Source organism: Nocardia terpenica, assembly GCF_013186535.1.
Classification (GTDB): Bacteria; Actinomycetota; Actinomycetes; order Mycobacteriales; family Mycobacteriaceae; genus Nocardia; species Nocardia terpenica.
On record NZ_JABMCZ010000001.1, the window covers coordinates 1,043,886 to 1,067,097 of the forward strand.

Here is a 23,212-nt window from a genome sequence, read left to right on the forward strand (position 1 = left end):
CCTTCTATCGGTCGGGATGGGTTGGGGTGGTCGGATCGTCGACGACGAGCGACCAGTCGATGGGACGGCGCATTTTGTACAGGGCGACACCGGTTTTCGTCGGTTGGCGAGTCGCGACAACCTGCGTGTGCTTGCCGGTGCCCACTACGGCGCGCCGGGCGCGACCCATGACGCGCAGCAACTTGGATTTGACCAGGTTCAGTCGTTCCTCGGCCGCGTCGACTCCGGCGAGTGCGTCTTCGAACTCGCGCGCCAGCTCGCGGGTCACGCGCCAGTCCTGACCTCGCCGGGTGCGGTCGATCTCCGGGTGTGCCCGACGAATCGCGTCGTACGTCGCCGAGTGCCCGTCGACCTCCGGCGGCTGGCCGTCGGGGTCCATGGCATTGAGATAGAAAGCGCGGCAGTGGCTTTCGACCTTTTCGGCCAACGTTGAGTCGTACTCGACAATGAACTCGTCCTCGTCGAAGAACGGGCCGAGCTTCACGACGTATGCGCGAGCGACATCGGCCATGTGCATCTGCCACTGGACCTGGAGGTAGTAGCCGAGCGGTATCTCGTCGGTGCCGGGTCGACCCCACTGATAGTCGCCGTAGCAGTCGGTCTTCGCCTCGACGCAGAAGATCTCGGTCGTGTCCGTATGGACGGCGACGTCATCCGGGGTGGCCGCTGCCCAGGATTCGATGCCAGTGCGCGAGAACGTCTGCGCACCAACACGCTCCAGCTCAGGATAGCGACGGAAGAATCGGTCGAGGATGACCGGCTCGAAGTCGCGGCCCCGCTCCATGGCCTCGTTGTCGGGGTCCGGGTCGATGGCGTTCCGCAGGAGGTAGAACTCCTTGGTCGGTGACGAGTACTTGCTGGCGTTGAGGATGCCGGGAATTTTCGACGCGGTGATTCTTCGCCTCCAGTCTGAGCTCCCCGGTTGCATGACGATGCGCGGTGAGGTGGTCATCGGACCGTCCCTGCGACGACGAGGATCAGTACGAATACGGCAACCGTGATCGCCGCGCCTACAGCGGCGGTGATGAGATGGGCTGCCACAACCGACAACGGCTTGCTCTGTCGGCCTGCACGGTGACGGCCCGTCACGCCGTCACCTCCTGCGGTGTGATGGATACGGCGGCCCGGCTGATGGACTCGGTGAGGGCGCGGACCGCAGCGGCAGGGGAGTCGGCGTCGGCATGGAGCCACGTCGCGTGGTCATGCCATGAAACTCCGGGTGCGGCTCGAAAACGCTCGGGGAGAAAGCTTGTGGCGCTGAATCCCTTGTACAAGCGCTCAAGTGCCCAATGCGGAGGCTTGCTCGCGTCGAGAGCTTGGAGCGCTCGTTCGAGCTGAGCAACTGCGGCGTCGAGAGTGTTATCCTGTGCTGGCATCTTTGGGATGGGTTCCTTTGGGTGCACTTGACCGGCGTCGCACTCTCTGGCGGGAGAGACGCCGGTCGCCCTGTTTCTGGGGATAATTACGCGACTCGGGGTTCCCAAGGCTTGGCACGCAGCCAGTCCTTCACGTCATCAATGAGCACACGCTTGCTCCGGCAGCCTTTCGGCGCGACAGCCGCCAGATTCCCGGCATCGATCTGCTCGGTGATGAACGTCTTGCTGTAACCGCAGGCGTCTGCGGCTTCCTGCACGGTGAGTGCGATGCGGTCCGGTGGGAACGTTGATTCCTCGGTAGGGGGCACTGCGGGCTCCTTTGGGTCTGGGCACGAAACGTGTGGCGGCACGTCTCGATGCGTGGCGATACGTGTCGAAGCGTATGCGTAGTTTGCGCGTAGTGCAACATGGATTGTGCGCTCGACCGGGTGTCTGTCTGGCGGTGGCGATACCTACGGTTCCGTAGGCTGGTTATCTATCAACTAATGCTGGTACCGTTCACCAGTTGGTTGTCGTGCGCACTTCGTGCCTACTACGCAGGGATTCAGGGAAGACGTTAACCATGCCTGAGCAGTGGGAGTTCGGCCGCAGGGTGCAGGCGGCGCGTGAGGCTTTGGGGCTGTCGAAGCGTCGCGCAGCCGAACTCGCCGACGTCAGTGAAACCCGCTGGCGTCACCTCGAGAACGGTTGGGAGACCTTGCGCGGGCAGAAGTTCCCGATCAAGACAACGCCCGAGACGGTCTATCGGGTCGCCACGGCCGTCCGGCTAGATCCGGACGAGCTTCTGGCTGTAGCCGGGTTCGACCCGCAGATGCTCCATGATCCCGAAAAGGATGGCATCAAGTCGGTCGATCTCAGCGGCCTCACGTCCGGAGAGATCGACGAAGTCCGGAGTTTCATCCGAGAATTGAAGGCCAGCAAACGAAAAGCGAAGTAGCTTCCATGCGGAACTATCTGCCTTTACGGTTTCTTTACGCATGCTGTGACCGTCGAAGTTACTGCCGCAGCAAGCATTTGGCACAGATCCTCCGGTGGCGTGCCGCGTTCACCTTGTCGTAACAGTCTGGCAAAGTAGTCGATGAACCGGGCGTACCAGACAGTGAGATTGGGGGCTGGACAAGGTTTGCACCGGCTCTTGGGCAGGTTGCCTGATCTCTTCGAGGAGGGGGACGTTCTGCAGTACGAAGCCTACGATCCGTTCGCGGATCTCATGTCTCGCGCCGAGCTAACCGTGGGCGTTACGGAGTTGCCCGTCGGCGATGCCTGGTGGGTGCAGGACGAGCGGGTGATCCTGCTCGACTCGCGCCTCGACGATGTGCAGCGGCGGTGCATGTCCGCACACATGGCAGCTCACCTGGATCTCAACCACTGCCCGATCCCTGCCGCAGACCTTGACCGTCTCCACGCTCGTGAGCATGAAGCTCAACGCCTCGCTGCAAGCCGCCTCGTCCCCGTCGACCAACTGCTACAGGTTGTCGATCGTGTGGGCACCCGATTCGAAGACATTGCACTCACGCTGCGTGTCACCCCCGCCACCCTCCGGGTACGACTGCGGACGTTCCCCTCGGGCGACCGAAGACGCTGGGTCGACGCGAACCAGCAGATCGAATGTCTCCCACACCGAGTCCCTGCCCTTCGGTGTTCACTCACTGCGAGTCTTTCCGCTGCCGAGACCGCTCAGGTGCCAGCGCTGTCGGCTTGATTCGCCTTCGTGCCCGGACGCCCAGGGGTGGGTGTCCGGGCACGATTGGTCAGGCGGCTACCAGCCACTCACTCAACTCGGTGATCGCTTTGCGCTTCTCGGCCAGCTTGACCTTCGTGTAGATCCTGTTCGCCGCGACGGAGCTTTGCCCCATGATCGCCATCCGGATCTCTTCGGACACGCCGAGTTCGAGCAACAGGTTGTTTGCCGTGTGACGGCCGCCCGCGTGCAACACATAGATTGGCACCTCGGCTGCCGCGCTGGCGTCCTTCCACGCCTCGGTGTCATCCCGAGACCGGATCGGCACGCCTTTCTCGGAAACCCACACGAGGTTCCAGGGGTTCGGCGGGGACGATTCCTTGAGCCGCTTCAGTTCCACCAACAGCGGCGCCGGAATCGGAACCACGCGTGTCGACTCGTCGGTCTTCGGCCGGATGAGTGCGGATGACCGGTACAGCGGAATGAATTCCTCGCCGTCGGCGACGTCGAACATCTCGCGCGGATACACCTCCTCAACTGGCAGCGGGTCGCCCTTCTTCCGCTTGAGCGGCAGCCACTGCAACTCCCACGACAGATCGAGCGTCTCCTCCTCGAAGTCGACCCGATCCCACGTCAGGCCGAGGCATTCACCCTGACGTGACCCCAGTAGCAGCGCCATCAACCAGCGCGCGAACATCGGATCGTTCCTCTCCCTGGACTTACGCAGGACTGCTCGCGCCTCCTCGACATTCAACGGCTCGCGACTCGCGCGGGTCCGATCCTTCGGCTTCTCTACCAGCTCAGCGATATTGCGGGTGTTTTGCGGAAGGACCTCTTCGATAACGGCGTCGCGGATCGCGAGGCTGAGTACGCTCTGCGCTTGCTCGGCCATACGTACACCCGCACCGGACTGCTTCACGCCGCGGTGGATCGCGCGGATGTGTTCGGCCTTGACCTTGGCGAGCTGGACGTTTCCAATGTGCGGGATGATGTGGCAATTCACGATGGACACATAGTTTCGGTATGGTCGCGGCTTCATCCGCGGCTTGGCATAGTTCGGCAGCCAGAACTCGAGCCACTCGCAGACCTTGCGTTTGTCGACCTTGATCGGCTCCCCGGAAGCGAGCTTCGCCAGGAGCTCGTTCTTCGCCTTGATCAGCTCGTTGCGATTCCTACGCCGAATGACCGTGTAGTCCCGGTCACCGTTCGGCTTCCTGTCCAACTCGCACTTGAAGCACCAGTAGACGACCTCGCGACCCTTCCGGTCCTTGCGGATCTCCTTGTACGGCTCACCCGAGCCGCGCGCCTTTCCCACTGCGGTCTTGACCTCTCATCCAATGGTGACCGCTCGGACGCTAGGGGTGGGCGTCGACAGTTTTTCGCTCCGCTGGGTGTAACCATTGGGTGTAACCATCCCGGCGTATCGAGGCGCATCGAGGCGCATCGAAGACAGCGCCTTACCTGCTGGTTTGACATCGTTTCACCCGGTAGACCAGGATCTACGGTGGTCGGGCGCATCAGCCTTCCAAGCTGATGGTGCGGGTTCGATTCCCGTCGCCCGCTCTGTACCCCTCGGGGGTGTAACGGGGTGTAGCGCAGCTTGGTAGCGCATCCGCTTTGGGAGCGGAGGGTCGCAGGTTCAAATCCTGTCACCCCGACAAGGCTGGAAATCGAAGACGCCCACCGTGTTTCGTGGTGACATCGCGCGCCCGTCGCCGCGCGTGCGGCAGACTACTCGGGGTGACCATGAAATTCAGCGCGGGTGTTCTGCTGTTCCGGCGGCGCGGGGAGGCGGAGGTGCTACTCGGCCACATGGGCGGGCCGCTGTGGGCGCGCAAGGACGCGGGGGCGTGGTCCATACCCAAGGGCGAGTTCGAACCCGACACCGAACAGCCGCGCGATGCCGCACGGCGGGAGTTCGCCGAGGAACTCGGACTGCCGGTGCCGGACGGGGACTGGATCCCCCTCGGCGAGGTGCGTTACGGGAGCGGCAGCGGCCGCAAACAGGTCACGGTCTGGGCGGTCGAGGCCGACCTGGATCCCGGCCGGATGATTCCGGGAACCTTCGAGATGGAATGGCCGCCGCGCTCCGGACGATTCCAGAAGTTCCCCGAGATCGACCGCGCGGCCTGGCTGGACCTCCCGGCCGCCCACGAGAAGCTGGGCGCCGGACAGCGGCCGTTCCTGGACCGGCTGGCCGCCCACCTCGCGGCGGGGTGATCAGAAGATGCCCAGCGGGTTTACAGCATCTTCACAGGGTTCGTCCGCCAAGATGGGCGGGGTGAGCATCGGAATTGCGGAGTGCGAGCCGGGGCGTCGATGAACGTCCGCACGGCGGTCGTTCGTCGTGTCTCGGCCCTCCCGCTGCGGGTGGGACTGGTCGTCGCCATGGTCACGCTGGCGGGCGCGGTGCTGCTGGCCTCCGGTGTCGCGGTCACCTCCGCGCTGTCGCGTTCGCTCACCGCCCGCATCGACGAGCAGCTGCGCGACTCGGGCTCGGGCTGGGCGAAACCCCGGCCGATGAAGCAGGTCGACACGCCGTCCGGTCCGCGCTGGATTCCCGCCGACATGCCCGGTCCGCCGCCGCGCCCGAACTCCTCCAGCGAGCAGCCGCGGCGCTTCTTCGAGCTGCGCAAGTCGCCGACCGGGGAGATCTACGTCGAGCACCCCGGCAACGGCGGCTCCGGCCCCGACATCGCCGCGCTGCCCACGCACGGCATCGCCACGGTCCCCGCCGCCGACGGCTCGTCGGCCAGGTGGCGCGTGCTGACGGTCACCAATCAGTACGGGTCCTCCACGATCGGCTTGGCGCTCAACGACAATCGCGAGACGGTGTCGCGGCTGATCCTGTTCCAGGCGGGCACCGGCGCGGTCGCGCTGCTGGCGCTCGGCGTCGTCGGGTATTTCGTGGTGCGCCGCAGCCTGCGGCCGCTGCGGCAGGTGGAGGAGACCGCGGCCGCCATCGCGGGCGGCGACCTGAGCCGCCGCGTCCCGGTCCGCAATGTCGACACCGAGGTCGACCATCTCGCGCAATCGTTGAACGCGATGCTGGCGCAGATCCAGCGCGGCGTCATCGTCACCGAGGCGTCGGAGGAGGCGGCCCGGCGCTCGGAGGCGCAGATGCGCCGCTTCGTCGCCGACGCCAGCCACGAACTACGCACCCCGCTCACCACCATTCGCGGCTTCGCCGAGCTGTATCGCCAAGGGGCGAGCAAGGATCCGGCGCTGGTGCTGGAGCGCATCGAGGTCGAGGCGGAGCGGATGGGCCTGCTGGTGGAGGACCTGCTCATGCTGGCGCGGATGGACGCGCAGCGCCCGCTGGCCCAGGAACCGGTGGACCTGCTGGCGCTGGCCGGTGACGCCGTGCACAGCGCCCAGGCGGTCGACGCCCACCACGACGCGCCGAATCATCCGGTGGCGCTGGAGGTTCGCGACGGCGACGGGACGCTCGAGGTGCTCGGCGATGCCGCGCGGCTGCGGCAGGTGCTGGCGAATCTGCTCGGCAACGCCCTCGCGCACACCCCGCCGGGCACGCCGGTCACCGTGCGGCTCACCCCGGCCGTCGACGAGGTGCGCATCGACGTGATCGATCGGGGCCCGGGACTGTCGGCCGATGCCGCGGCCCGGGTGTTCGAGCGGTTCTACCGCGCCGATGCCTCGCGGACCCGGGCGAGCGGCGGGTCGGGACTGGGCTTGTCGATCGTGCAGGCGCTGGTGCGGGCGCACGGTGGGCAGGTGCGCGTGGACAGCACGCCGGGGGAGGGGGCCACCTTCATCGTGGTGCTGCCGCGCAAGCCGCGCGCGTAGCTCCCAGCCATCTCCCAGCGCCGATCCAGTGCGCACGCAGTCGGGCCGACGAATCTCGATGACATGACCGAGATTTCGACCGATACGCCGGTACTGGATGTCGTGATCCCCGTGTACAACGAGGAGCGTGATCTCGGCGTCTGTGTGCGTCGACTGCACGCCTTCCTGGGCGACGGCTTTCCGTTCCCGGCCCGGATCACCATTGCCGACAATGCCTCCACCGATGCGACCCTGGCGGTCGCGCACTATCTCGCCGCCGAGCTGGATGGGGTGCGGGTGGTGCATCTGGACCGCAAGGGGCGCGGACGCGCGCTGCGCGCGGTGTGGGAGACCTCCGATGCGCAGGTCGTGGCGTATATGGATGTGGATCTGTCCACCGACCTGAATGCCCTGCTGCCGCTGGTCGCGCCGTTGGTGTCGGGGCATTCGGATCTGGCGATCGGTACCCGGCTGGCCAAGTCGTCGCGGGTGGTGCGCGGGCCCAAGCGGGAGTTCATTTCCCGCTGCTACAACCTGATCCTGAGGGCCTCGTTGCAGGCTCGGTTCTCGGATGCGCAGTGTGGTTTCAAGGCCATGCGCACCGATGTCGCCCAGCAGGTGTTGCCGTTGGTCGAGGATGGGGAGTGGTTCTTCGATACCGAGTTGCTGGTGATCGCCGAGCGTGCCGGGTTGCGGATTCACGAGGTGCCGGTGGACTGGATCGATGATCCGGACTCGCGCGTGGATATCGTCGATACCGCCCGCAAGGACCTGCTCGGCGTCTGGCGGGTGAGCAAGGGGCTGGCCCGCGGCACCCTCCCGGTGGATCAGTTGCGGGCCGCGATCGGGCGCGAACCGCTGGTGGACGGCGTGCCGCTGGGCATGGTCGGCCAGTTGGTGCGGTTCGGCATCATCGGCGTGGTCTCCACCCTCGCGTACATGCTGCTGTATCTACTGTTGCAGCCGATCGCCGGACCGCAGGCGGCGAACTTCCTGTCGCTGCTGATCACGGCCGTCGGCAATACCGCCGCGAACCGGGCCTTCACCTTCGGCGTGCGCGGCTCGACCAAGGTGGTGTCGCATCAGATCCAGGGCCTGCTGATCTTCGGACTGTCCTGGCTGCTGACCGGCGGCTCGCTGTTCGCCCTGCACCACTGGGCGTCGCACGCCCCGGTCCACCTGGAACTGCTGGTGCTGGTCGGCGCGAACCTCATCGCCACCCTGACCCGCTTCGTGGGCCTGCGCTGGGTGTTCCGCAATGCGGTCCCGGCCGCGGCGCTGCGCAGCGAGGCGGCGGCCGAGGGCCTGCATGCCGAGCAGGTTCCCGTGCGGTCATGATCGTCCCGAGGCTATCCCAGCGATCTCCCAGCTTTGTCCCAGGGAGGAAACGGAGAAAACCCGCATGCTGTCTGTCGTGACGGAAACTGCGAGTGTGCCGGTGCGCCCGGCTCGGGACGGCGATCGAACCCGGCGATGGGAGTATCCGGCCCTGGCGGCCCTGCTGATCGGCACGGCGATCGCCTATCTGTGGAACCTGAGCGTCAACGGGTGGGCCAATTCGTTCTACGCCGCCGCGGTGCAGTCGGGGGCGCGGTCGTGGAAGGCGTTCTTCTTCGGCTCCTCCGACTGGGGGAACTCGATCACCGTCGACAAGACCCCGGCGTCGCTGTGGCCGATGGAGATCTCGGCGCGGGTGTTCGGCATGCATTCGTGGAGCATGCTGCTGCCGCAGGCGCTGCTGGCCGTCGCGTCGGTGGCGCTGGTGTGGATCACGCTGCGCCGCACGGTCGGAGCCACCGCCGGGCTGCTCGGCGGCTTGGCGCTGGCCGTGACTCCCGTTGCGGCGCTGATGTTCCGGTTCAACAATCCCGACGCGCTGCTGGTGTTCTTGATGCTCGCGGCCGTGTGGGCGATGACCCGCGCCCTCGAGGACGGGCGCTGGCGCTGGCTGGTGGCGTGCGGCGCGCTCGTCGGATTCGGTTTCCTGGCAAAGCAGTTGCAGGTGCTGCTGGTGGTGCCCGCGCTGGCGCTGACCTACCTGATCGCCGGTCCGCCGAAGCTGGGTACCCGGCTGCTGCAACTGCTGGCGGCCGGCGGCGCGCTGATCGCCGGGGCCGGGTGGTGGGTGCTGATCGCCCAGCTGTGGCCCGCCGACTCGCGGCCGTATTTCGGTGGCTCCAAGGACAATTCGATCCTCCAGCTGACCTTCGGCTACAACGGGCTGCAGCGGCTGGGCGTGGGCGAGGGCGGCGGCGGATTCCCCGGCCCGCCCGGCGGCGGCGATCCGGCTCAGCACCAGCGCTTCCCGTTCTTCGGCTCCTCGCCCGGACTGCCCCGCCTGTTCAGCGAGACGGTGGGCGGCCAGATCGCCTGGCTCATCCCGGCCGCGCTGGTACTGCTGGTGGCGGCACTCGTTCTGCGCGGCAGGGCCGCCCGCACCGATCCGCAGCGCGCGGCACTGCTGCTGTGGGGCGGCTGGGGAGTGGTGACCGGGCTGGTATTCACCTTCATGCGCGGGATCTTCCACCAGTACTACACGGTCGCCCTGGCCCCCGCGGTCGCCGGGACCGTCGGCCTCGGCGCGGTCCTGCTGTGGCGCGACCGCGACCGGTGGTGGGTGCGGACGGCACTCGCCCTGACCCTCGCGCTCACCACCGTGACCGCGGTGGTCTTGCTCTCGCGCACACCGGAATTCGTGCCGTGGCTGCGCTGGGCGGTGGCCGTCCCCGGCGCGCTGGCGACGCTGGCGCTGCTGTTCCCCCGCCCCCGCCGTCTGGCGGCGATCGCGGCCACCGCCGCGATCGTCACCGCCGCGGCGGGCCCGGTCGCCTACTCGATGAAGACCATCGCCACCGCCCACGAGGGCGGCATCGTCATCGCCGGTCCGCGCACCGACATGAGCTTCGCCTTCCGCGGTGGCATGCCCTTCCCCGGCGCACACGCACCGGGCGGCAAGGCAATCCCCGCCGCTGATCCCGCGATGGGTGGCCCCGGCCAATTCCGCACTCCCGGTAAGGATGTGCTGGCGCTGCTGGCCCAGGACGGCAATTCCTACACCTGGGCGGCGGCCACGGTGAGCTCCATGGGAGCCGCGGACTACCAACTGGCACTGAACCTCCCGATCATGCCGGTCGGCGGCTTCAGCGGCGGCGACCCCGCCCCCACCCTGGACCGGTTCCAGAAGTACGTGGCAGACCACCGGATCCACTACTTCATCGGCAGCCGCTTCGGTGGCGGCGGCGGGCCGGGCCGCACCAATTCCGTCGCCTCCCAGATCAATCGCTGGGTGACCGACACCTTCACCCCCACCACCGTCGACGGCGTCACCGTCTACGACCTGACCGCGCCCAAGGCCCGGTAACCGGTAGCACCGCCTACAGGCGCGGGTCGACCGGTTCGGATTCCAGTGCCAGGACGGCGAATACGGCCTCGTGGACTCGCCACAGGGGGTCGCCGGAGACGAAGCGGTCCAGGGACTCCAGGCCGAGGGCGTATTCGCGCAGGGCCAGGGCGCGTTTGCGGCCCAGGCCGCGCGAGCGGAGGCGGGACAGGTTGGCGGGGTGGCGGTATTCCGGGCCGTAGATGATCCGGAGATATTCGGGGCCACGGCATTTCATGCCCGGCTGTATCGGTCGGCCCGGTGCGGTGGGGGAGAACGCCAGCGAGTCGGCCGGTTTGACCACCATGCCCTCGCCTCCGGCGGCGGTCAGCTCGGTCCACCAGGCGGTGGCGGCGGATTCGTCCTCAGGGACGGTGAGATCGACGAACACCCGCCGGGTCGGGGCGAACAGGTCCGGGTCGGCGGCCACCAGGGTATCGAGCTGGCGCAGATGCCAATCGTGGTCGCGGATGGCGTGATTCGCGCCCTCGGCGGCCAGGATCTGGAACGGCGCCAGGCGCACGCCGTCCAGGCCGTCCACCGGCCAGCAGTAGCGGCCGTAGGCGGCGGTGAAGGCGTCCGCGTCGACGCGGCGAACGCCGGTGCGGTCGGCCAGTTCGCCTACGTCCAAACCTCTTTCGGCCGCCGCGGCCAGCACGTCGGTCGCCGCGCCCAGGGCGGCCCGCGCCGCCGCGCCGACCGCGGCGTACTGCTCGCGCAGCAGCCCCATCGCCTTGGCCGACCACGGCAGCAGCTCGGCGTCCAGCGCCAGCCAGGACGTGTCCAGGGCGTCGAACAGCCCGGCCCGCTCGGCGGCCGCGCGCACCCGCGCCAGCACCGCCTCGGTCCGCGCGGGGTCGTCGAAGAACGGGCGGCCGGTGCGGGTGTAGAGCGCCCCGGTGCCGCCGTCCGCGACGGCGAACCGGTCCCGCGCCGCCTGCGCCGACCGCGCCACCACCGCGACCGCGCGCGAACCCATATGCTTCTCCTCGCACACCACCGACGTCACGCCCTCGGCGCGGTAGTAGCCGAAGACCTGCGCGGGATGCTCCAGCAGATCCCCGGAATCGGCTGTGGCACAGGGCGACATCGTCGGCGGCAGATAGATCAGCCAGCGCGGGTCGACCGCGAACCGGCTCATCACCTCCAGCGCGGCGCTCGCATTCTCCTCCTGCACGCTCACCCGGCCCAGGTGCCGGGTCGCCACCACGCGGCGGCCGATCACATCGTCGAGATCGAGCACGCCCGGATCCCGGCGCACCACCGCCCCGGTCGGCGCGGGCGTGTCCAGCGGGCGCGCGGGCTCGTACCAGACCTGCTGCGCCGGAACGGAAACCGGCTCCCGCTCCGGGTAGCGCAGCGCCGTCAGGCGGCCGCCGAACACCGCCCCGGTGTCCAGGCACAGCGTGTTGTTCACCCAGCGCAGCTCCGTGATCGGGGTGTGCCCGTACAGCACGGTGGCCCGGCCGCGATAGTCCTCGGCCCACGGGTAGCGCACCGGCAGGCCGTATTCGTCGGTCTCCCCGGTGGTTTCGCCGTACATGGCGAACGAGCGCACCCGCCCGGAGGCGCGGCCGTGATACTCCTGCTTCAGCCCGGCGTGCGCGACCACCAGCGCGCCGCCGTCGAGGACGTAGTGGCTCACCAGGCCGCGGCAGAACTCGTGCGCCGCCTTGCGGAACTCCTCGCCCTCGGCCTCCAGCTGCGCCAGCGATTCCGCCAGCCCGTGCGCGACGCGGGCCCGCTTGCCGTCCAGCGCCCGCACCAGCTTGTGTTCGTGATTTCCGGTGACGCACAACGCGTGTCCGGCCGCCACCATGCCCATCACCAGGCGCAGCACGCCCGGGGTGTCGGGGCCGCGGTCGACCAGATCGCCGACGAAGATCGCCGTGCGGCCGCCGGGGTGATGCGCGTCCACCGGGCGTCCCGCGTCGTCGCGGCGCAGCAGGTAGCCCAATTCGCCCAGCAGCGTTTCCAATTCGGCGCGGCAGCCGTGCACGTCGCCGATCACGTCGAACGGTCCCGTGAGCTCCCGCCGGTCGTTCCACGCCTTCTCGTCGACGACGGTGGCCGCGGCGATCTCCTCCACGCCGCGCAGCACATACACCCGGCGGAACCCCTCGCGCTCCAGCCCGCGCAGGCTGCGGCGCAGATCCCGCTGCTGGCGCGCCACCACGTGCCTGCCGAGATGCGCGCGGTCCGGGCGGGTGGCGTTGCGCTCCAGGCACACCCGCTCCGGCACGTCGAGCACGATCGCCACCGGCAACACATCGTGCTCGCGCGCCACCCGCACCAGCTCCTGGCGGGCCATGGGCTGCACATTGGTCGCGTCGACCACCGTCCGCAGCCCGCGCCGCAACCGCACGCCCGCAATATGATGCACCAGCGCGAACGCGTCCGCCGTGGCCGACTGATCGTTCTCGTCATCGCTGACGATGCCGCGGCACGCATCGGAGGAGACGATGGACGTGGCAAGGAAATGCGTCCGCGCGAAGGTCGATTTACCCGATCCGGTGCAGCCGATCAGGGCGACGAGCGACAGTTCGGGAATAGAGAGCTCGGCCATTACGCACCGACCTCCCCGCCGAATGCCGTTGCCGTATCGTCGGATATCGAACTCCGCTGGAACACCGCCATCTGCGTCGGCGCACCGAGCAGCGCGTCCTCGGGGCCGATCGGGTCGAATCGCACCGCATAGCCGTATCGTTCGGCCACTCCGTGCGCCCACGCGGCGAATTCCGCTCGGCTCCACTCGAATCGGTGGTCGGCATGCCGGAATCTCCCGCCCCGCAGGCCCTCGTAGCTGACGTTGTACTCCCCGTTGGGGGTGGTGACGATCACCGCACCCGGTGCGGCCGAACCGAACACCGCGTGCGCCAACGCCGCCAGCCGCGGCGGATCGACATGCTCGATCACCTCCATGAGCACCGCCGCGTCGTATCCGCGCAGCGCCGCATCGGTATAGGTGAGCGCACCCTGCCGCAGCGTCACCCGCTCCGCCACCCGCGGGGGCAGCCGATCCAGCCCCAGCCGCCGCTGCGCGATATGCAGCGCCCGCATCGACACATCCACCCCCACGATCTCGGCGAACCGCTTGTCCGCCAGCAACTCCCGAATCAACGCGCCCTCGCCGCACCCGAGATCCAGCACCCGCCGCGCCCCGACCTCCCGCAGCGCGTTCAGCACGGCCTGCCGCCGCGCCACCGCCAACGAGGGCCCACGCTCCCCGGCAGCAGCACTCGACTCACCCGCGCCGCATTCGGCCTCCGCCGCGCGTGCCCCCATCGCCGCCGGGTCGGTATCCGCGAGTGGACCATTCTGCGGCGCGGTCACTTCCGTGGCACCAGCCGCGCTGTCCACATTCTCCACCGCGCCCAGCTGCTCCGGATCCGTCTCGTCGATCTCGGCGAGCCGGGCGAGGGCCGCGCGGATGAGGGATCGGCGGCGGGACAGGTAGCGGTGGGTGATCCAGGTGCGCTCCGGGTGGGTGGGCAGCCAGCCTTCGCCCGCGCGCAGGAGTTTGTCGATCTCGTCGGGCGCCAGCCAGTAGTGCTTGGCGCCGTCGAGCGCGGGGAGCAGGACATACAGGTGGGACAGGGCCTCGGCGACGCGGATGGTCGCGGCCAATTCCAGTCGCAGATAATGGGATTCGCCCCATTCGGGGAAGGCCGGATCGAGGGCGATCGGGGTGGCGCGCACCCGCCAGCCGAGCGGGGCGAACATGCGCTCGGCCAGTTCGGGGCCGCCCTGGCAGGGCACCGCGGGCAACTCCAGCCGCAGCGGTAGCGCGGTGGCGGCCAGGTCGGGCCGCTGCGCGCAGCGGCCGTGCAGCGCGGTGCCGAATACCGTCGCGATCGCCACCGCCAGCAGCGAGGACGCCGCGTAGGGGCGATCGTTCACATACTGGCCGAGGCTGAATTCCGGTGTGCCGCGCGACTTTCCGCGCACCAGCCGGATCGGATCGATCTCCAGCAGCAGCGCCGCCGTGCAGCGCTGCTCGGCGGCCTCCGGATACAGCACGTGCGCCCTGCCGTAGGACTGCTCGAACACCTGCACCCGGCCGGGATTCTTGTGCAGCAGAAAGCCCAGGTCGGTGGCCACCCAGTCGGCCCCCGCCGCCCGCGTACAGGTGATGGTCAGTAGCACTTGGTGATCCTCGCCCGTGGTGGTCTCGGCGGCAAGCGAATTCCGGACCGAGTGGCCGCTCGCTTATCGCTCAGCCGACGGTCGCGAGCGCGGGCTCGAGGAGTTGCACCCGGCGTAACTCGTGCACGTGCAGCGTGGCCGGGCGGGGCGTGTCCCAGCGGGTCGGGCGGTTGCGGCGGCGCGCGGCATAGGCGGTGATCAGGTCGCGCGACAGCCGGGCCGGAGACAGGCGATCGGCCGCCCGCCGCGACAACCCGACGATCAGCATGTGCTCGGGTATATCGTCGACGGTATCGACAATGCGGAAAGTCCGGGCGTGCACCGGAATCGGCGCGGCTCGGATCTCGTCCAGGAAATCCGCGATCAGCACCGGCAGATCACGGCCGGAGGTGAGGATCGGCACCAGGTGCACGGTGGGCGCGGCATCGGCGGCCAGCACGAGCCGGGTCGCCGCGGAATTCACCACCGGGTGCACCGTGCGCAATGGTTCGTGGCGGGCGACGAGATCGGCGAACGCGTCTTGCAGACCGACCGCGTACAAATAGCCGGTGAATCGCAGCGCGAAGGAGACGATGCCGGGCCGGGGCGGCGCGGCGGGTTGCGGGGCGGGGGTCACCACGGTGGTTGTGCGCAGCTCCATGCCGTTCCAATCCTCGTCCGTACCCGACGTTTCCGACGGTGTACGAGCGGAGCTTATAGCCGCCGTACGAGTTTTGCTGGAGAAGATTCGTACTTATTGTCGGCCGGGCGAATCCGGTCAGGGAAGGGTCAGGTCGAGGGGCGTGCGTAATAGGGGTGTGCGCGCACCGGTAGGTTTCGGCGCGGCGGCGATCCGCGTCGCCGACTCGGGAACAGGAGCGACTATGCGCACAGTGGGCAGGATCGTCTCGACCGGCGTGGTCGCGGCCGCGGCGCTGACGCTGGTCGGGTGCGGGAGCGGCGACACATCGTCCCCGTCCGGCTCGTCGACCACGGCCTCCGCGGCGACCTCGGTGGCCGCCGCACACGGCCGCGAGTGCACCGCCGACGATGTCAAGACCACCGGCGGCTTCGGCGAGGCGCCGACCATCACCATCCCCGACGACTGCGATCCGCCGAAGCAGCTGATCACCAAGGACCTGGTCAAAGGCAGCGGTCCGGGTGCGGCGCCCGGGCAGCGGCTGACCATGAACTACACCCTGGTCACCTGGTCGGACCGCAAGAAGCTGGACAGCTCCTTCGACCGCGGCCAGCCGTTCCCGCTCACTCTCGGTGCGGGCGAGGTCATTCCGGGCTGGGACAAGGGCCTAGCCGGTATCACGCAGGGCACCCGGCGGCTGCTGATCGTCCCGCCTGAACTGGGCTACGGCCAGGGCGGCAACGGCGTGAAACCCAACGAGACCCTCGTCTTCGTGACCGACGCCGTCAAGGTCGGTTGAGCCGATTACAGCGCCCCGGGGCAGGTCTACTAACCTGGTCGGGATGCGATCGGGGGGACCGACGACGTCAACCAGAGAACAACGAACAAGGAGCATGTCCGTGAAGAGCACCGTCGAGCAGCTGAGCCCGACCCGGGTCCGCATCAATGTCGAGGTGCCCTTCGAGGAGCTGAAGCCCGACTTCGACCGCGCCTACAAGGAGCTCGCCAAGCAGGTGCGCATCCCCGGCTTCCGCCCGGGCAAGGCGCCCGCCAAGCTGCTGGAGGCCCGCCTGGGCCGCGGCGCGATCCTCGAGCAGGTCGTCAACGACGCCCTGCCCGCGCGCTACAGCGAGGCCGTGACCACCTCCGAGGTGAAGGTCATCGGCCGCCCGGAGATCGAGATCACCAAGATCGAGGACGGCCAGGAGCTGGCCTTCTCCGCCGAGGTCGACGTCCGCCCCGAGATCGCCCTCCCGGCCTACGACAGCATTGCCGTCACCGTCGACCCGATCACCATCGCCGACGAGGACGTGGACAAGCAGCTGGACTCGCTGCGGCAGCGCTTCGGCACCCTCAAGGGCGTCGACCGTCCCGTGCGCGATGGCGACTTCGTCTCGCTGGACCTGTCGGCCACCGTCGACGGCCAGGACGTGCCGGAGGCGTCCACCACCGGCCTGTCGCACGAGGTCGGCTCGGGCCAGCTGATCGACGGCCTGGACGAGACCCTGACCGGCATGGTCGCCGAGGAGTCCAAGGAGTTCACCTCCACGCTGGTCGCCGGTGAGCACGCGGGCAAGGAAGCGGTCATCACCGTCAAGGTCAACTCGGTCAAGGAGCGCGAGCTGCCCGAGGCCGACGACGAATTCGCCCAGATGGCCAGCGAATTCGATACCGTCGACGAGCTGAAGACCGATCTGCGCAAGCGCGTGGAGCAGGGCAAGAAGGTGGAGCAGGCCGGCGCGATCCGCGACAAGGTGCTCGAGGCGCTGCTGGAGCAGACCGAGGTGCCGTTGCCCGAGGGCGCGGTGCAGGCCGAGGTCGACGCCGTGCTGCACGACGCGGTGCACGGCTTCGACCACGACGAGGCCAAGCTCGCCGAGGCGCTGGAGGCGCAGGGCTCCTCGCGCGAGGAGTTCGACAAGGACACCAAGGAGGCCGCCGAGAAGTCGGTGAAGACCCAGCTCCTGCTGGACGCCATCGCGGAGTCCGAGAACACCCAGGTCGGCCAGGAGGAGCTCACCGAGCGGATCCTGTTCCAGTCGCAGCGCTACGGCCTGTCGCCGGAGCAGTTCATCCAGCAGGTGCAGCAGGCCGGGCAGCTGGGCGCGGTGTTCGCCGACGTCCGCCGCGGCAAGGCGCTGGCCACCGTGGTCGGCAAGGCGACGGTGACCGACACCGACGGCAACACCGTGGACACCACCGAGATGTTCGGTGGCCCGGAGGCGGACACCTCCGCCGACGAGTCCGCCGAGGCCACCGCGAGCGCCGAGTAACTACAGTGCACAACCAGCGCGGGTGCGGCCGGGAGACGGCGGGGTTTGCGCTGTGAGCGAAGTGGGGCGGTACCGGAAGCTCGGTGCCGCCCCGCTTCGTTAGGGTTTGTGTCAGCGAATCAGAAATGGCGGTGCTGGAAGCACCGAGCCGGTGAGAGAGGGCAGTTACCGTGACAATCAATCAGGCAGGGCCGGTCATGACATCCGCGACTGCTGGTCTCAACCTCAGTGATTCGGTGTACGAGCGTCTGCTGCGCGAACGCATCATCTTCCTGGGTACACAGGTCGACGACGACATCGCCAACAAGCTGTGCGCCCAGCTCCTGCTGCTGTCGGCGGAGGACCCCTCCCGCGACATTCAGCTCTATGTCAATTCCCCGGGTGGCTCGGTGACCGCGGGCATGGCCATCTACGACACCATGCAGCTGGTCGCGTGCGACGTCGCCACCTACGGACTGGGTCTGGCCGCCTCCATGGGTCAGTTCCTGCTGACCGCCGGCGCCAAGGGCAAGCGCCACGCGCTGCCGCACACCCGGGTCATGATGCACCAGCCGTCGGCCGGTATCGGTGGTAGCGCCACCGACATCTCCATCTACGCCGAGCAGCTGGCCCACACCAAGCGCGAGCTGAACGAGCTGCAGGCGCTGCACACCGGCAAGTCCATCGAGCAGGTCACCGCCGACGCCGACCGCGACCGCTGGTTCACCGCGCAGCAGGCCCTGGAGTACGGATTCATCGACAAGGTGATCACGCACGCCCATCAGGTCAACGGCTCCGCCAACTAGCCACGACCCGAGACTTGGAGAAGAAGAATGACTCTGATCGATCCGCGCTCCCTGTCCGGTAACGCACCGGCCGGTCCGCAGTCCCGCTACATCCTGCCGTCGTTCATCGAGCATTCGAGCTTCGGTGTCAAGGAGTCCAACCCCTACAACAAGCTGTTCGAGGAGCGCATCATCTTCCTCGGCGTGCAGGTGGACGACGCCTCGGCCAACGACATCATGGCTCAGCTGCTGGTGCTCGAGTCGCTGGATCCCGATCGCGACATCACCATGTACATCAACTCCCCGGGTGGCTCGTTCACCTCGCTGATGGCGATCTACGACACCATGCAGTACGTGCGCGCCGACGTGGCGACGGTATGCCTGGGCCAGGCCGCCTCCGCCGCCGCGGTCCTGCTGGCCGCCGGCACCCCCGGCAAGCGCGCCTGCCTGCCCAACGCCCGCGTGCTCATCCACCAGCCGTCGCTGGAGGGTGGCATCCAGGGCCAGGTGTCGGATCTGGAGATCCAGGCCGCCGAGATCGAGCGCATGCGCCGCCTGATGGAAACCACCCTGGCGCGCCACACCGGCAAGGACGCGGACACCATCCGCAAGGACACCGACCGCGACAAGATCCTCACCGCCGACGAGGCCAAGGAATACGGGATCATCGATACGGTCTTCGACTACCGGAAACTCAGCGCTCAGAAGAAGTGATCGCGCACGGCCTCCCGTCGTCATCGCGCACGGCGGCGGGAGGTTTCGTGCCGTGAGCCAAGGCACTTCGATCGTGCGACCCCGGACACGGCGGCGGGAAAAGATGCTCGAGTTGTCGACCTCCGTCGCGCCCACCGGGTACGGTCACTACAGGGACCTTTGCTCATTGGTTGTCGGCACTGTCCGAGGCTCGTAAACAAACTGCCGAAAGCTTCGAAAATCCGATCGGCGCACAACACTGATCGATGCGGGGCGGGTAGCGTTGTTCGGAGGCGGCTTGTCGGCAACCGGGACAGACGGTTGCACGCGGACAAGGAAGTAGGGACCTACGAGATGGCGCGCATCGGTGATGGCGGCGATCTGCTGAAGTGCTCGTTCTGCGGGAAGAGCCAGAAGCAGGTCAAGAAGCTCATTGCGGGGCCGGGGGTGTACATCTGCGACGAGTGCATCGATCTGTGCAACGAGATCATCGAGGAAGAGCTGGCCGAGTCCAGCGAGGTCAAACTCGACGAGCTGCCCAAGCCGGCGGAGATCCGGGACTTCCTGGAGCAGTACGTGATCGGTCAGGACACCGCCAAGCGGACGCTGGCCGTGGCCGTCTACAACCATTACAAACGCATCCAGGCCGGGGACAAGGGCCGCGACAGCCGTGGCGAAACGGTGGAATTGTCCAAGTCCAACATTCTGATGCTCGGCCCCACCGGTTGCGGCAAAACCTATCTGGCGCAAACGCTGGCGAAGATGTTGAACGTGCCGTTCGCCATCGCGGACGCCACCGCGCTGACCGAGGCCGGATACGTCGGCGAAGACGTGGAAAACATCCTGCTGAAGTTGATCCAGGCCGCCGATTACGACGTGAAGCGCGCCGAGACCGGCATCATCTACATCGACGAGGTCGACAAGATCGCGCGCAAGTCGGAGAATCCGTCCATCACCCGGGACGTGTCCGGTGAGGGCGTGCAGCAGGCGCTGCTGAAGATCCTGGAGGGCACCCAGGCGAGCGTGCCGCCGCAGGGCGGGCGCAAGCACCCGCACCAGGAGTTCATCCAGATCGACACCACCAACGTGCTGTTCATCGTGGCGGGCGCGTTCGCGGGCCTGGAGCGGATCGTGCAGGACCGGGTCGGCAAGCGCGGCATCGGTTTCGGCGCGGAGGTGCGCTCCAAGGCCGAGATCGACACCACCGACCACTTCGCCGACGTCATGCCCGAGGATCTGATCAAGTACGGTCTGATCCCCGAGTTCATCGGCCGCCTCCCGATCGTCGCCTCGGTCACCAACCTGGACAAGGACTCGCTGGTGCGCATCCTGTCCGAGCCGAAGAACGCACTGGTCAAGCAGTACGTGCGCCTGTTCGAAATGGACGGCGTGGACCTGGAATTCACCGGCGACGCGCTGGAAGCCGTTGCGGACCAAGCCATTCTGCGCGGCACCGGCGCGCGCGGCCTGCGGGCCATCATGGAGGAAGTGCTGCTGCCGGTGATGTACGACATCCCCAGCCGCGACGACGTCGCCAAGGTGGTCGTCAACGCCGACACCGTCAACGACAATGTCCTGCCGACCATCGTCCCCCGCAAGCCCCAACAGCGCCCCGAGCGCCGCGAGAAGTCGGCCTAGCCGGGGAGTAGACGTCCGACGGGGCCATCCTCTGATCCCGGTGGCTCACCCTCTGATCCCGATGGGCCCAACCTCTGATCCCGGTGGGCCCACCGTCTGATCCCGGCGTGCTTTTGGCCGGGATCTACCGATAGATCCCGGCCAAAAGCACGCCGGGATCAAGCGTCTACCGCTCCCAGGGGACCCGGCAGGAATCCGTGCTGAAGCCCTGGGCGGTGATGCCGAGGGCGGAGTATGTGCGGGACCGGAAGTTCTCGTGGCCGATCTGGTAGGTCAGCTCGAACACGCCCTCGGTGCCGAAGCGCTTGCGCAGGTCGGTGACCTGCTCGTCGGTGACCGTCGGGGGAGTGGCGGTCATGGCATCGGCGTAGGCGATGGCGGCGCGCTCGTCGTCGGAGTAGTGCGGCGAGGTCTCGTAGTCGGCGATATGGCTCAGCTTGTCGACATCGAGGTGGCTCAGTCGCATCAGCATGGTGCCGAAGTCGACGCACCAGGAACAGCCGACCGTCCACGCCACCCGGTAGACCGCGATCTCGCGGATCTGCGGCGGCAGCACGGCGCTGGCCCGCTGCACCAGGCCCTCGTTGACGGCGGCGGCGGTCAACAGTTTCGGATGATTGGCCGCGACCGCGAACGGTTCGGGCACCTCGCCGAAGCGGCGCTTGGCGTACCGGTAGAGCAGGCGAGTCAGCGGTCCGGCCTGCTCGGGGCGGACGGCGGGAATTCGGGTGGCGCTCATGATTTCTCCTTCCGAGGGTTCTCATCCCTTGGACGAGCGGCGGTCGCCGCATGTGACGGGCACCCGCAGTGACCTCGCGCACTCAGTGTCGCACCGGGATCGAGGCGCAGAAGCAGATAATAAGTATGGACTTATGATGTGCGGAAGCATATGGTCTGATGATGACCAACATTATCGAACTCAATCGCCGCGCCGTCGACCACAGCGTGCAGATCGTGTCCCGCCTGACCCCCGCCGACCTGGATCGGCCCACCCCGTGCGCCGCGTGGAAGCTCGGAGATCTGTTGCAGCACATGATCGCTCAGCATCGCGGGTTCGCCGCGGCGGCCCGGGGGAACGGCGCCGACCCGGAGGTCTGGGAGGCGCGGCCGCTCGCCGACGATCCCGCGGCCGAGTATGCCGACGCCGCGGCCGATGTCCTCGCCGCCTTCGCCGAACCCGGTGCGCTGGAACGGGATTTCGCGCTGCCGGAGGTCGCGCCGGGGTTCACCGCGCCCGGCAGCCAGGTCCTGGGCTTCCACCTCGTCGACTACGTGGTACACGCGTGGGACGTCGCCCGCGCGCTCGGCATCGAGTACCGGCTGGAGGAGGAGCTCGCCGGGTACACCCTCGACGTCGCCCTCGCCGTCCCGGACGACGAGCACCGCACGCAGCCGGGCGCGTCGTTCGCTCCCGTGGTGCCGGTGCGGGATTCGGCCGACGCGATGGACCGGATCCTCGGCGCGCTGGGTCGCTCGCCGCAGTGGCCGAACTGAACTCGCGCGGTGGTCGGCCGTTGCCCCTGCGGGCGGCCGGACCGCAGGACGTAAGTTTGTCCGCATGGCGAAGACGGAGCGTCCCGATCTGGCGGCGATGATCGCACCGCTCGGCCGCGCCCTGATGATGATGGAGCGGCCGGTGCTGGAGGCACACGGAATCACCATGTGGGCATACTCGGTGCTGCTGGCGTTACGCCGCGGACCGGCGCGCGGTCAGGGTGTGCTGGCGGAGGAGATCGGCGCGGACAAGACCCGCATCATCCCCGTGCTCGACGATCTCCAGGAGCGGGGTCTGATCGAGCGCCGGCCCGACCCGGCCGATCGCCGGGCCCGGCTGCTCGCGCTGACCGCGGCGGGCGAACGGCTGTGCGACGCCGCGCAGTCCGATATCCGAGCCAAGGAAGAGCTTCTGCTGGACCGGCTGGACCCTGCCGATCGGCGCGGCTTCCTCAACGCCCTGACCACCCTCGCCGCGCTGTCCCGCGAGGAGATCGTCGGCGAGAGCGCCACCTCTCGATGACGCATCCCCCCGAGCCCCTTATGGATCGGAACCGGTAGCGATCGACCGATCGTGCCCGTGCCCGGAGATCTCCATCGACCTCCCGTGGTGCTCCATTGCACCTTCGTCCGATGCCTACTGATCGCGGGGCGAGTCCTACCTGTTACGACGGCCCGGCAGCCGGAAACTCATCGGCGCCGGGTCCCGCAGGCGGACGCGCTCGCGCGGCGCGGCGAGCAGGGCGACCAGTCCCAGCACCGGCAGCAGCAGCGCCGCCACCACGCTGAGAACATAGCTGCCCGTGGACATTCCGGCCGGGTGATGACTGGCGTGATAGACCAGATGCGGCACCCCGAACACCAGCCACCCCAGCCCCGCCGCCCGGGAGAGCAGACCGTCGCCGTAGTACAGCGCGGCCCCCGTCACCGCCGCCAGCCCGAGGAAGAACGCCCCGACATCGGCGGCCAGATGATGGTTGTACGGCCCGTCCATGGCAATCCAGTCCAGCCCGAGCCCCGGAAAACTGCGATACCAAGCCTCCGTCGCGACCACACCCCACACCCCCACGACCACCCCTTGTATCGCAAGAATCCACAACGAAATCCGAGTGACCAACCACCGCCGCCGATCAACATCGAGCCGCATCCGCACCCGCAACTTGTCCCCCGCACGCTCCACCGAAATCCGCACAGGAGCCTCCCGTCCGCCGTAGAGACCGCTCTCGCCCACGGTAACCACCCCCCACCCCCCGAACAAGAGGCCACACCGGCCCGCCCCGTTGTCCTGGCCTGCTTCGCGCCGTTGTCTCGGCCTGCTTCGCGCCGTTGTCTCGGCCTGCTTCGCGCCGTTGTCCCGGCCCGC

General features: G+C 68.0%; 21 protein-coding genes, 1 tRNA gene and 1 pseudogene. 15 read left to right on the top strand and 8 right to left on the bottom strand.

The features are described from left to right. Positions 1 to 4: 4 nt before the first annotated feature. Positions 5 to 952: a YqaJ viral recombinase family protein gene (locus HPY32_RS04765; protein ID WP_067583817.1), complete on the bottom strand. Its 948-nt coding sequence runs from the start codon at positions 950 to 952 to the stop codon at positions 5 to 7. A 510-nt stretch (positions 953 to 1,462) separates the two neighbouring features. Next, positions 1,463 to 1,684, bottom strand: a complete 222-nt coding sequence (locus HPY32_RS04770) for a helix-turn-helix transcriptional regulator (protein WP_067583820.1) — start codon at positions 1,682 to 1,684, stop codon at positions 1,463 to 1,465. Positions 1,685 to 1,938: 254 nt separating this feature from the next. On the opposite strand from HPY32_RS04770, the gene HPY32_RS04775 reads away from it, so the two are divergent. Both HPY32_RS04775 and HPY32_RS46475 read left to right on the top strand, forming a co-directional pair. Further along, positions 1,939 to 2,313 (top strand): helix-turn-helix domain-containing protein, encoded by a 375-nt coding sequence (locus HPY32_RS04775; RefSeq protein WP_082870999.1) that lies wholly within the window; start codon positions 1,939 to 1,941, stop codon positions 2,311 to 2,313. 393 nt (positions 2,314 to 2,706) lie between these two features. Next, positions 2,707 to 3,078, top strand: coding sequence for an ImmA/IrrE family metallo-endopeptidase (locus HPY32_RS46475; protein ID WP_507236491.1), 372 nt, complete (start codon positions 2,707 to 2,709; stop codon positions 3,076 to 3,078). A 49-nt stretch (positions 3,079 to 3,127) separates the two neighbouring features. Here the strand turns inward: HPY32_RS46475 and HPY32_RS04785 are convergent, their stop codons facing one another. Then, positions 3,128 to 4,372 carry a tyrosine-type recombinase/integrase gene (locus HPY32_RS04785; protein WP_067583830.1) on the bottom strand — a complete coding sequence of 415 codons (1,245 nt, stop codon included), beginning with the start codon at positions 4,370 to 4,372 and terminating at the stop codon, positions 3,128 to 3,130. A gap of 269 nt (positions 4,373 to 4,641) precedes the next feature. Between HPY32_RS04785 and HPY32_RS04790 the strand changes: the two genes are divergently transcribed. The 5 genes from HPY32_RS04790 (at position 4,642) to HPY32_RS04810 (ending at position 10,204) form a co-directional block, all read left to right on the top strand. Then, a tRNA-Pro gene (locus tag HPY32_RS04790) sits at positions 4,642 to 4,715 on the top strand. A gap of 88 nt (positions 4,716 to 4,803) precedes the next feature. Then, the gene (locus HPY32_RS04795; protein ID WP_067585781.1) at positions 4,804 to 5,277 is read left to right on the top strand and encodes an NUDIX hydrolase; all 474 of its coding nucleotides are present in this window, start codon (positions 4,804 to 4,806) and stop codon (positions 5,275 to 5,277) included. Between the two features lie 99 nt (positions 5,278 to 5,376). Further along, on the top strand, positions 5,377 to 6,864 hold the full coding sequence (locus tag HPY32_RS04800) for a sensor histidine kinase (RefSeq protein WP_067583833.1): 1,488 nt from the start codon (positions 5,377 to 5,379) through the stop codon (positions 6,862 to 6,864). A gap of 63 nt (positions 6,865 to 6,927) precedes the next feature. Beyond that, positions 6,928 to 8,181 carry a bifunctional glycosyltransferase family 2/GtrA family protein gene (locus HPY32_RS04805; protein ID WP_171982718.1) on the top strand — a complete coding sequence of 418 codons (1,254 nt, stop codon included), beginning with the start codon at positions 6,928 to 6,930 and terminating at the stop codon, positions 8,179 to 8,181. A 64-nt stretch (positions 8,182 to 8,245) separates the two neighbouring features. Further along, positions 8,246 to 10,204, top strand: a complete 1,959-nt coding sequence (locus tag HPY32_RS04810; RefSeq protein WP_067583839.1) for an ArnT family glycosyltransferase — start codon at positions 8,246 to 8,248, stop codon at positions 10,202 to 10,204. A 13-nt stretch (positions 10,205 to 10,217) separates the two neighbouring features. Here the strand turns inward: HPY32_RS04810 and HPY32_RS04815 are convergent, their stop codons facing one another. The 3 genes from HPY32_RS04815 to HPY32_RS04825 all read right to left on the bottom strand — a co-directional run bounded on the left by HPY32_RS04815 (position 10,218) and on the right by HPY32_RS04825 (position 15,008). After that, positions 10,218 to 12,788 carry a polynucleotide kinase-phosphatase gene (locus HPY32_RS04815; RefSeq protein ID WP_067583842.1) on the bottom strand — a complete coding sequence of 857 codons (2,571 nt, stop codon included), beginning with the start codon at positions 12,786 to 12,788 and terminating at the stop codon, positions 10,218 to 10,220. Further along, complete coding sequence (locus HPY32_RS04820; RefSeq protein WP_067583845.1) at positions 12,788 to 14,368, bottom strand: 3' terminal RNA ribose 2'-O-methyltransferase Hen1; 1,581 nt, start codon at positions 14,366 to 14,368, stop codon at positions 12,788 to 12,790. The genes HPY32_RS04815 and HPY32_RS04820 overlap by 1 nt, the downstream gene beginning before the upstream one ends. Before the next feature lie 70 nt (positions 14,369 to 14,438). Further along, positions 14,439 to 15,008, bottom strand: a complete 570-nt coding sequence (locus tag HPY32_RS04825) for a condensation domain-containing protein (protein ID WP_067583847.1) — start codon at positions 15,006 to 15,008, stop codon at positions 14,439 to 14,441. 224 nt (positions 15,009 to 15,232) lie between these two features. Here HPY32_RS04825 and HPY32_RS46480 point away from each other — a divergent pair. The 6 genes and pseudogenes from HPY32_RS46480 to clpX all read left to right on the top strand — a co-directional run. Beyond that, a pseudogene (locus tag HPY32_RS46480) lies at positions 15,233 to 15,286 on the top strand (hypothetical protein); the annotation flags it as partial. After that, positions 15,265 to 15,786, top strand: a complete 522-nt coding sequence (locus HPY32_RS04830) for an FKBP-type peptidyl-prolyl cis-trans isomerase (protein ID WP_373686619.1) — start codon at positions 15,265 to 15,267, stop codon at positions 15,784 to 15,786. The pseudogene HPY32_RS46480 and the gene HPY32_RS04830, both read left to right, overlap by 22 nt. Positions 15,787 to 15,886: 100 nt before the next feature. After that, complete coding sequence (gene tig / locus HPY32_RS04835; RefSeq protein WP_373686597.1) at positions 15,887 to 17,260, top strand: trigger factor; 1,374 nt, start codon at positions 15,887 to 15,889, stop codon at positions 17,258 to 17,260. A gap of 170 nt (positions 17,261 to 17,430) precedes the next feature. Then, a complete protein-coding gene (locus tag HPY32_RS04840) occupies positions 17,431 to 18,045 on the top strand; it encodes an ATP-dependent Clp protease proteolytic subunit (RefSeq protein WP_309247500.1) in 615 nt (204 codons plus the stop codon). A gap of 27 nt (positions 18,046 to 18,072) precedes the next feature. Continuing rightward, entirely contained in the window at positions 18,073 to 18,738 is a 666-nt protein-coding gene (locus HPY32_RS04845; protein WP_067583854.1) for an ATP-dependent Clp protease proteolytic subunit, read from the top strand. 333 nt (positions 18,739 to 19,071) lie between these two features. Further along, entirely contained in the window at positions 19,072 to 20,355 is a 1,284-nt protein-coding gene (gene clpX / locus HPY32_RS04850) for an ATP-dependent Clp protease ATP-binding subunit ClpX (protein ID WP_067585787.1), read from the top strand. 166 nt (positions 20,356 to 20,521) lie between these two features. Here the strand turns inward: clpX and HPY32_RS04855 are convergent, their stop codons facing one another. Next, positions 20,522 to 21,094 carry a carboxymuconolactone decarboxylase family protein gene (locus HPY32_RS04855; protein WP_067583856.1) on the bottom strand — a complete coding sequence of 191 codons (573 nt, stop codon included), beginning with the start codon at positions 21,092 to 21,094 and terminating at the stop codon, positions 20,522 to 20,524. Positions 21,095 to 21,252: 158 nt separating this feature from the next. Here HPY32_RS04855 and HPY32_RS04860 point away from each other — a divergent pair, with 158 nt between their 5' ends. Together HPY32_RS04860 and HPY32_RS04865 are read left to right on the top strand one after the other, a co-directional pair. Then, positions 21,253 to 21,849, top strand: a complete 597-nt coding sequence (locus tag HPY32_RS04860; protein WP_067583859.1) for a TIGR03086 family metal-binding protein — start codon at positions 21,253 to 21,255, stop codon at positions 21,847 to 21,849. 64 nt (positions 21,850 to 21,913) lie between these two features. Beyond that, a complete protein-coding gene (locus HPY32_RS04865; protein WP_067583862.1) occupies positions 21,914 to 22,372 on the top strand; it encodes a MarR family winged helix-turn-helix transcriptional regulator in 459 nt (152 codons plus the stop codon). A gap of 135 nt (positions 22,373 to 22,507) precedes the next feature. On the opposite strand, the gene HPY32_RS04870 is transcribed toward HPY32_RS04865, so the two are convergent. After that, positions 22,508 to 22,903 carry a hypothetical protein gene (locus HPY32_RS04870; protein WP_231951499.1) on the bottom strand — a complete coding sequence of 132 codons (396 nt, stop codon included), beginning with the start codon at positions 22,901 to 22,903 and terminating at the stop codon, positions 22,508 to 22,510. Positions 22,904 to 23,212: the final 309 nt, after the last annotated feature.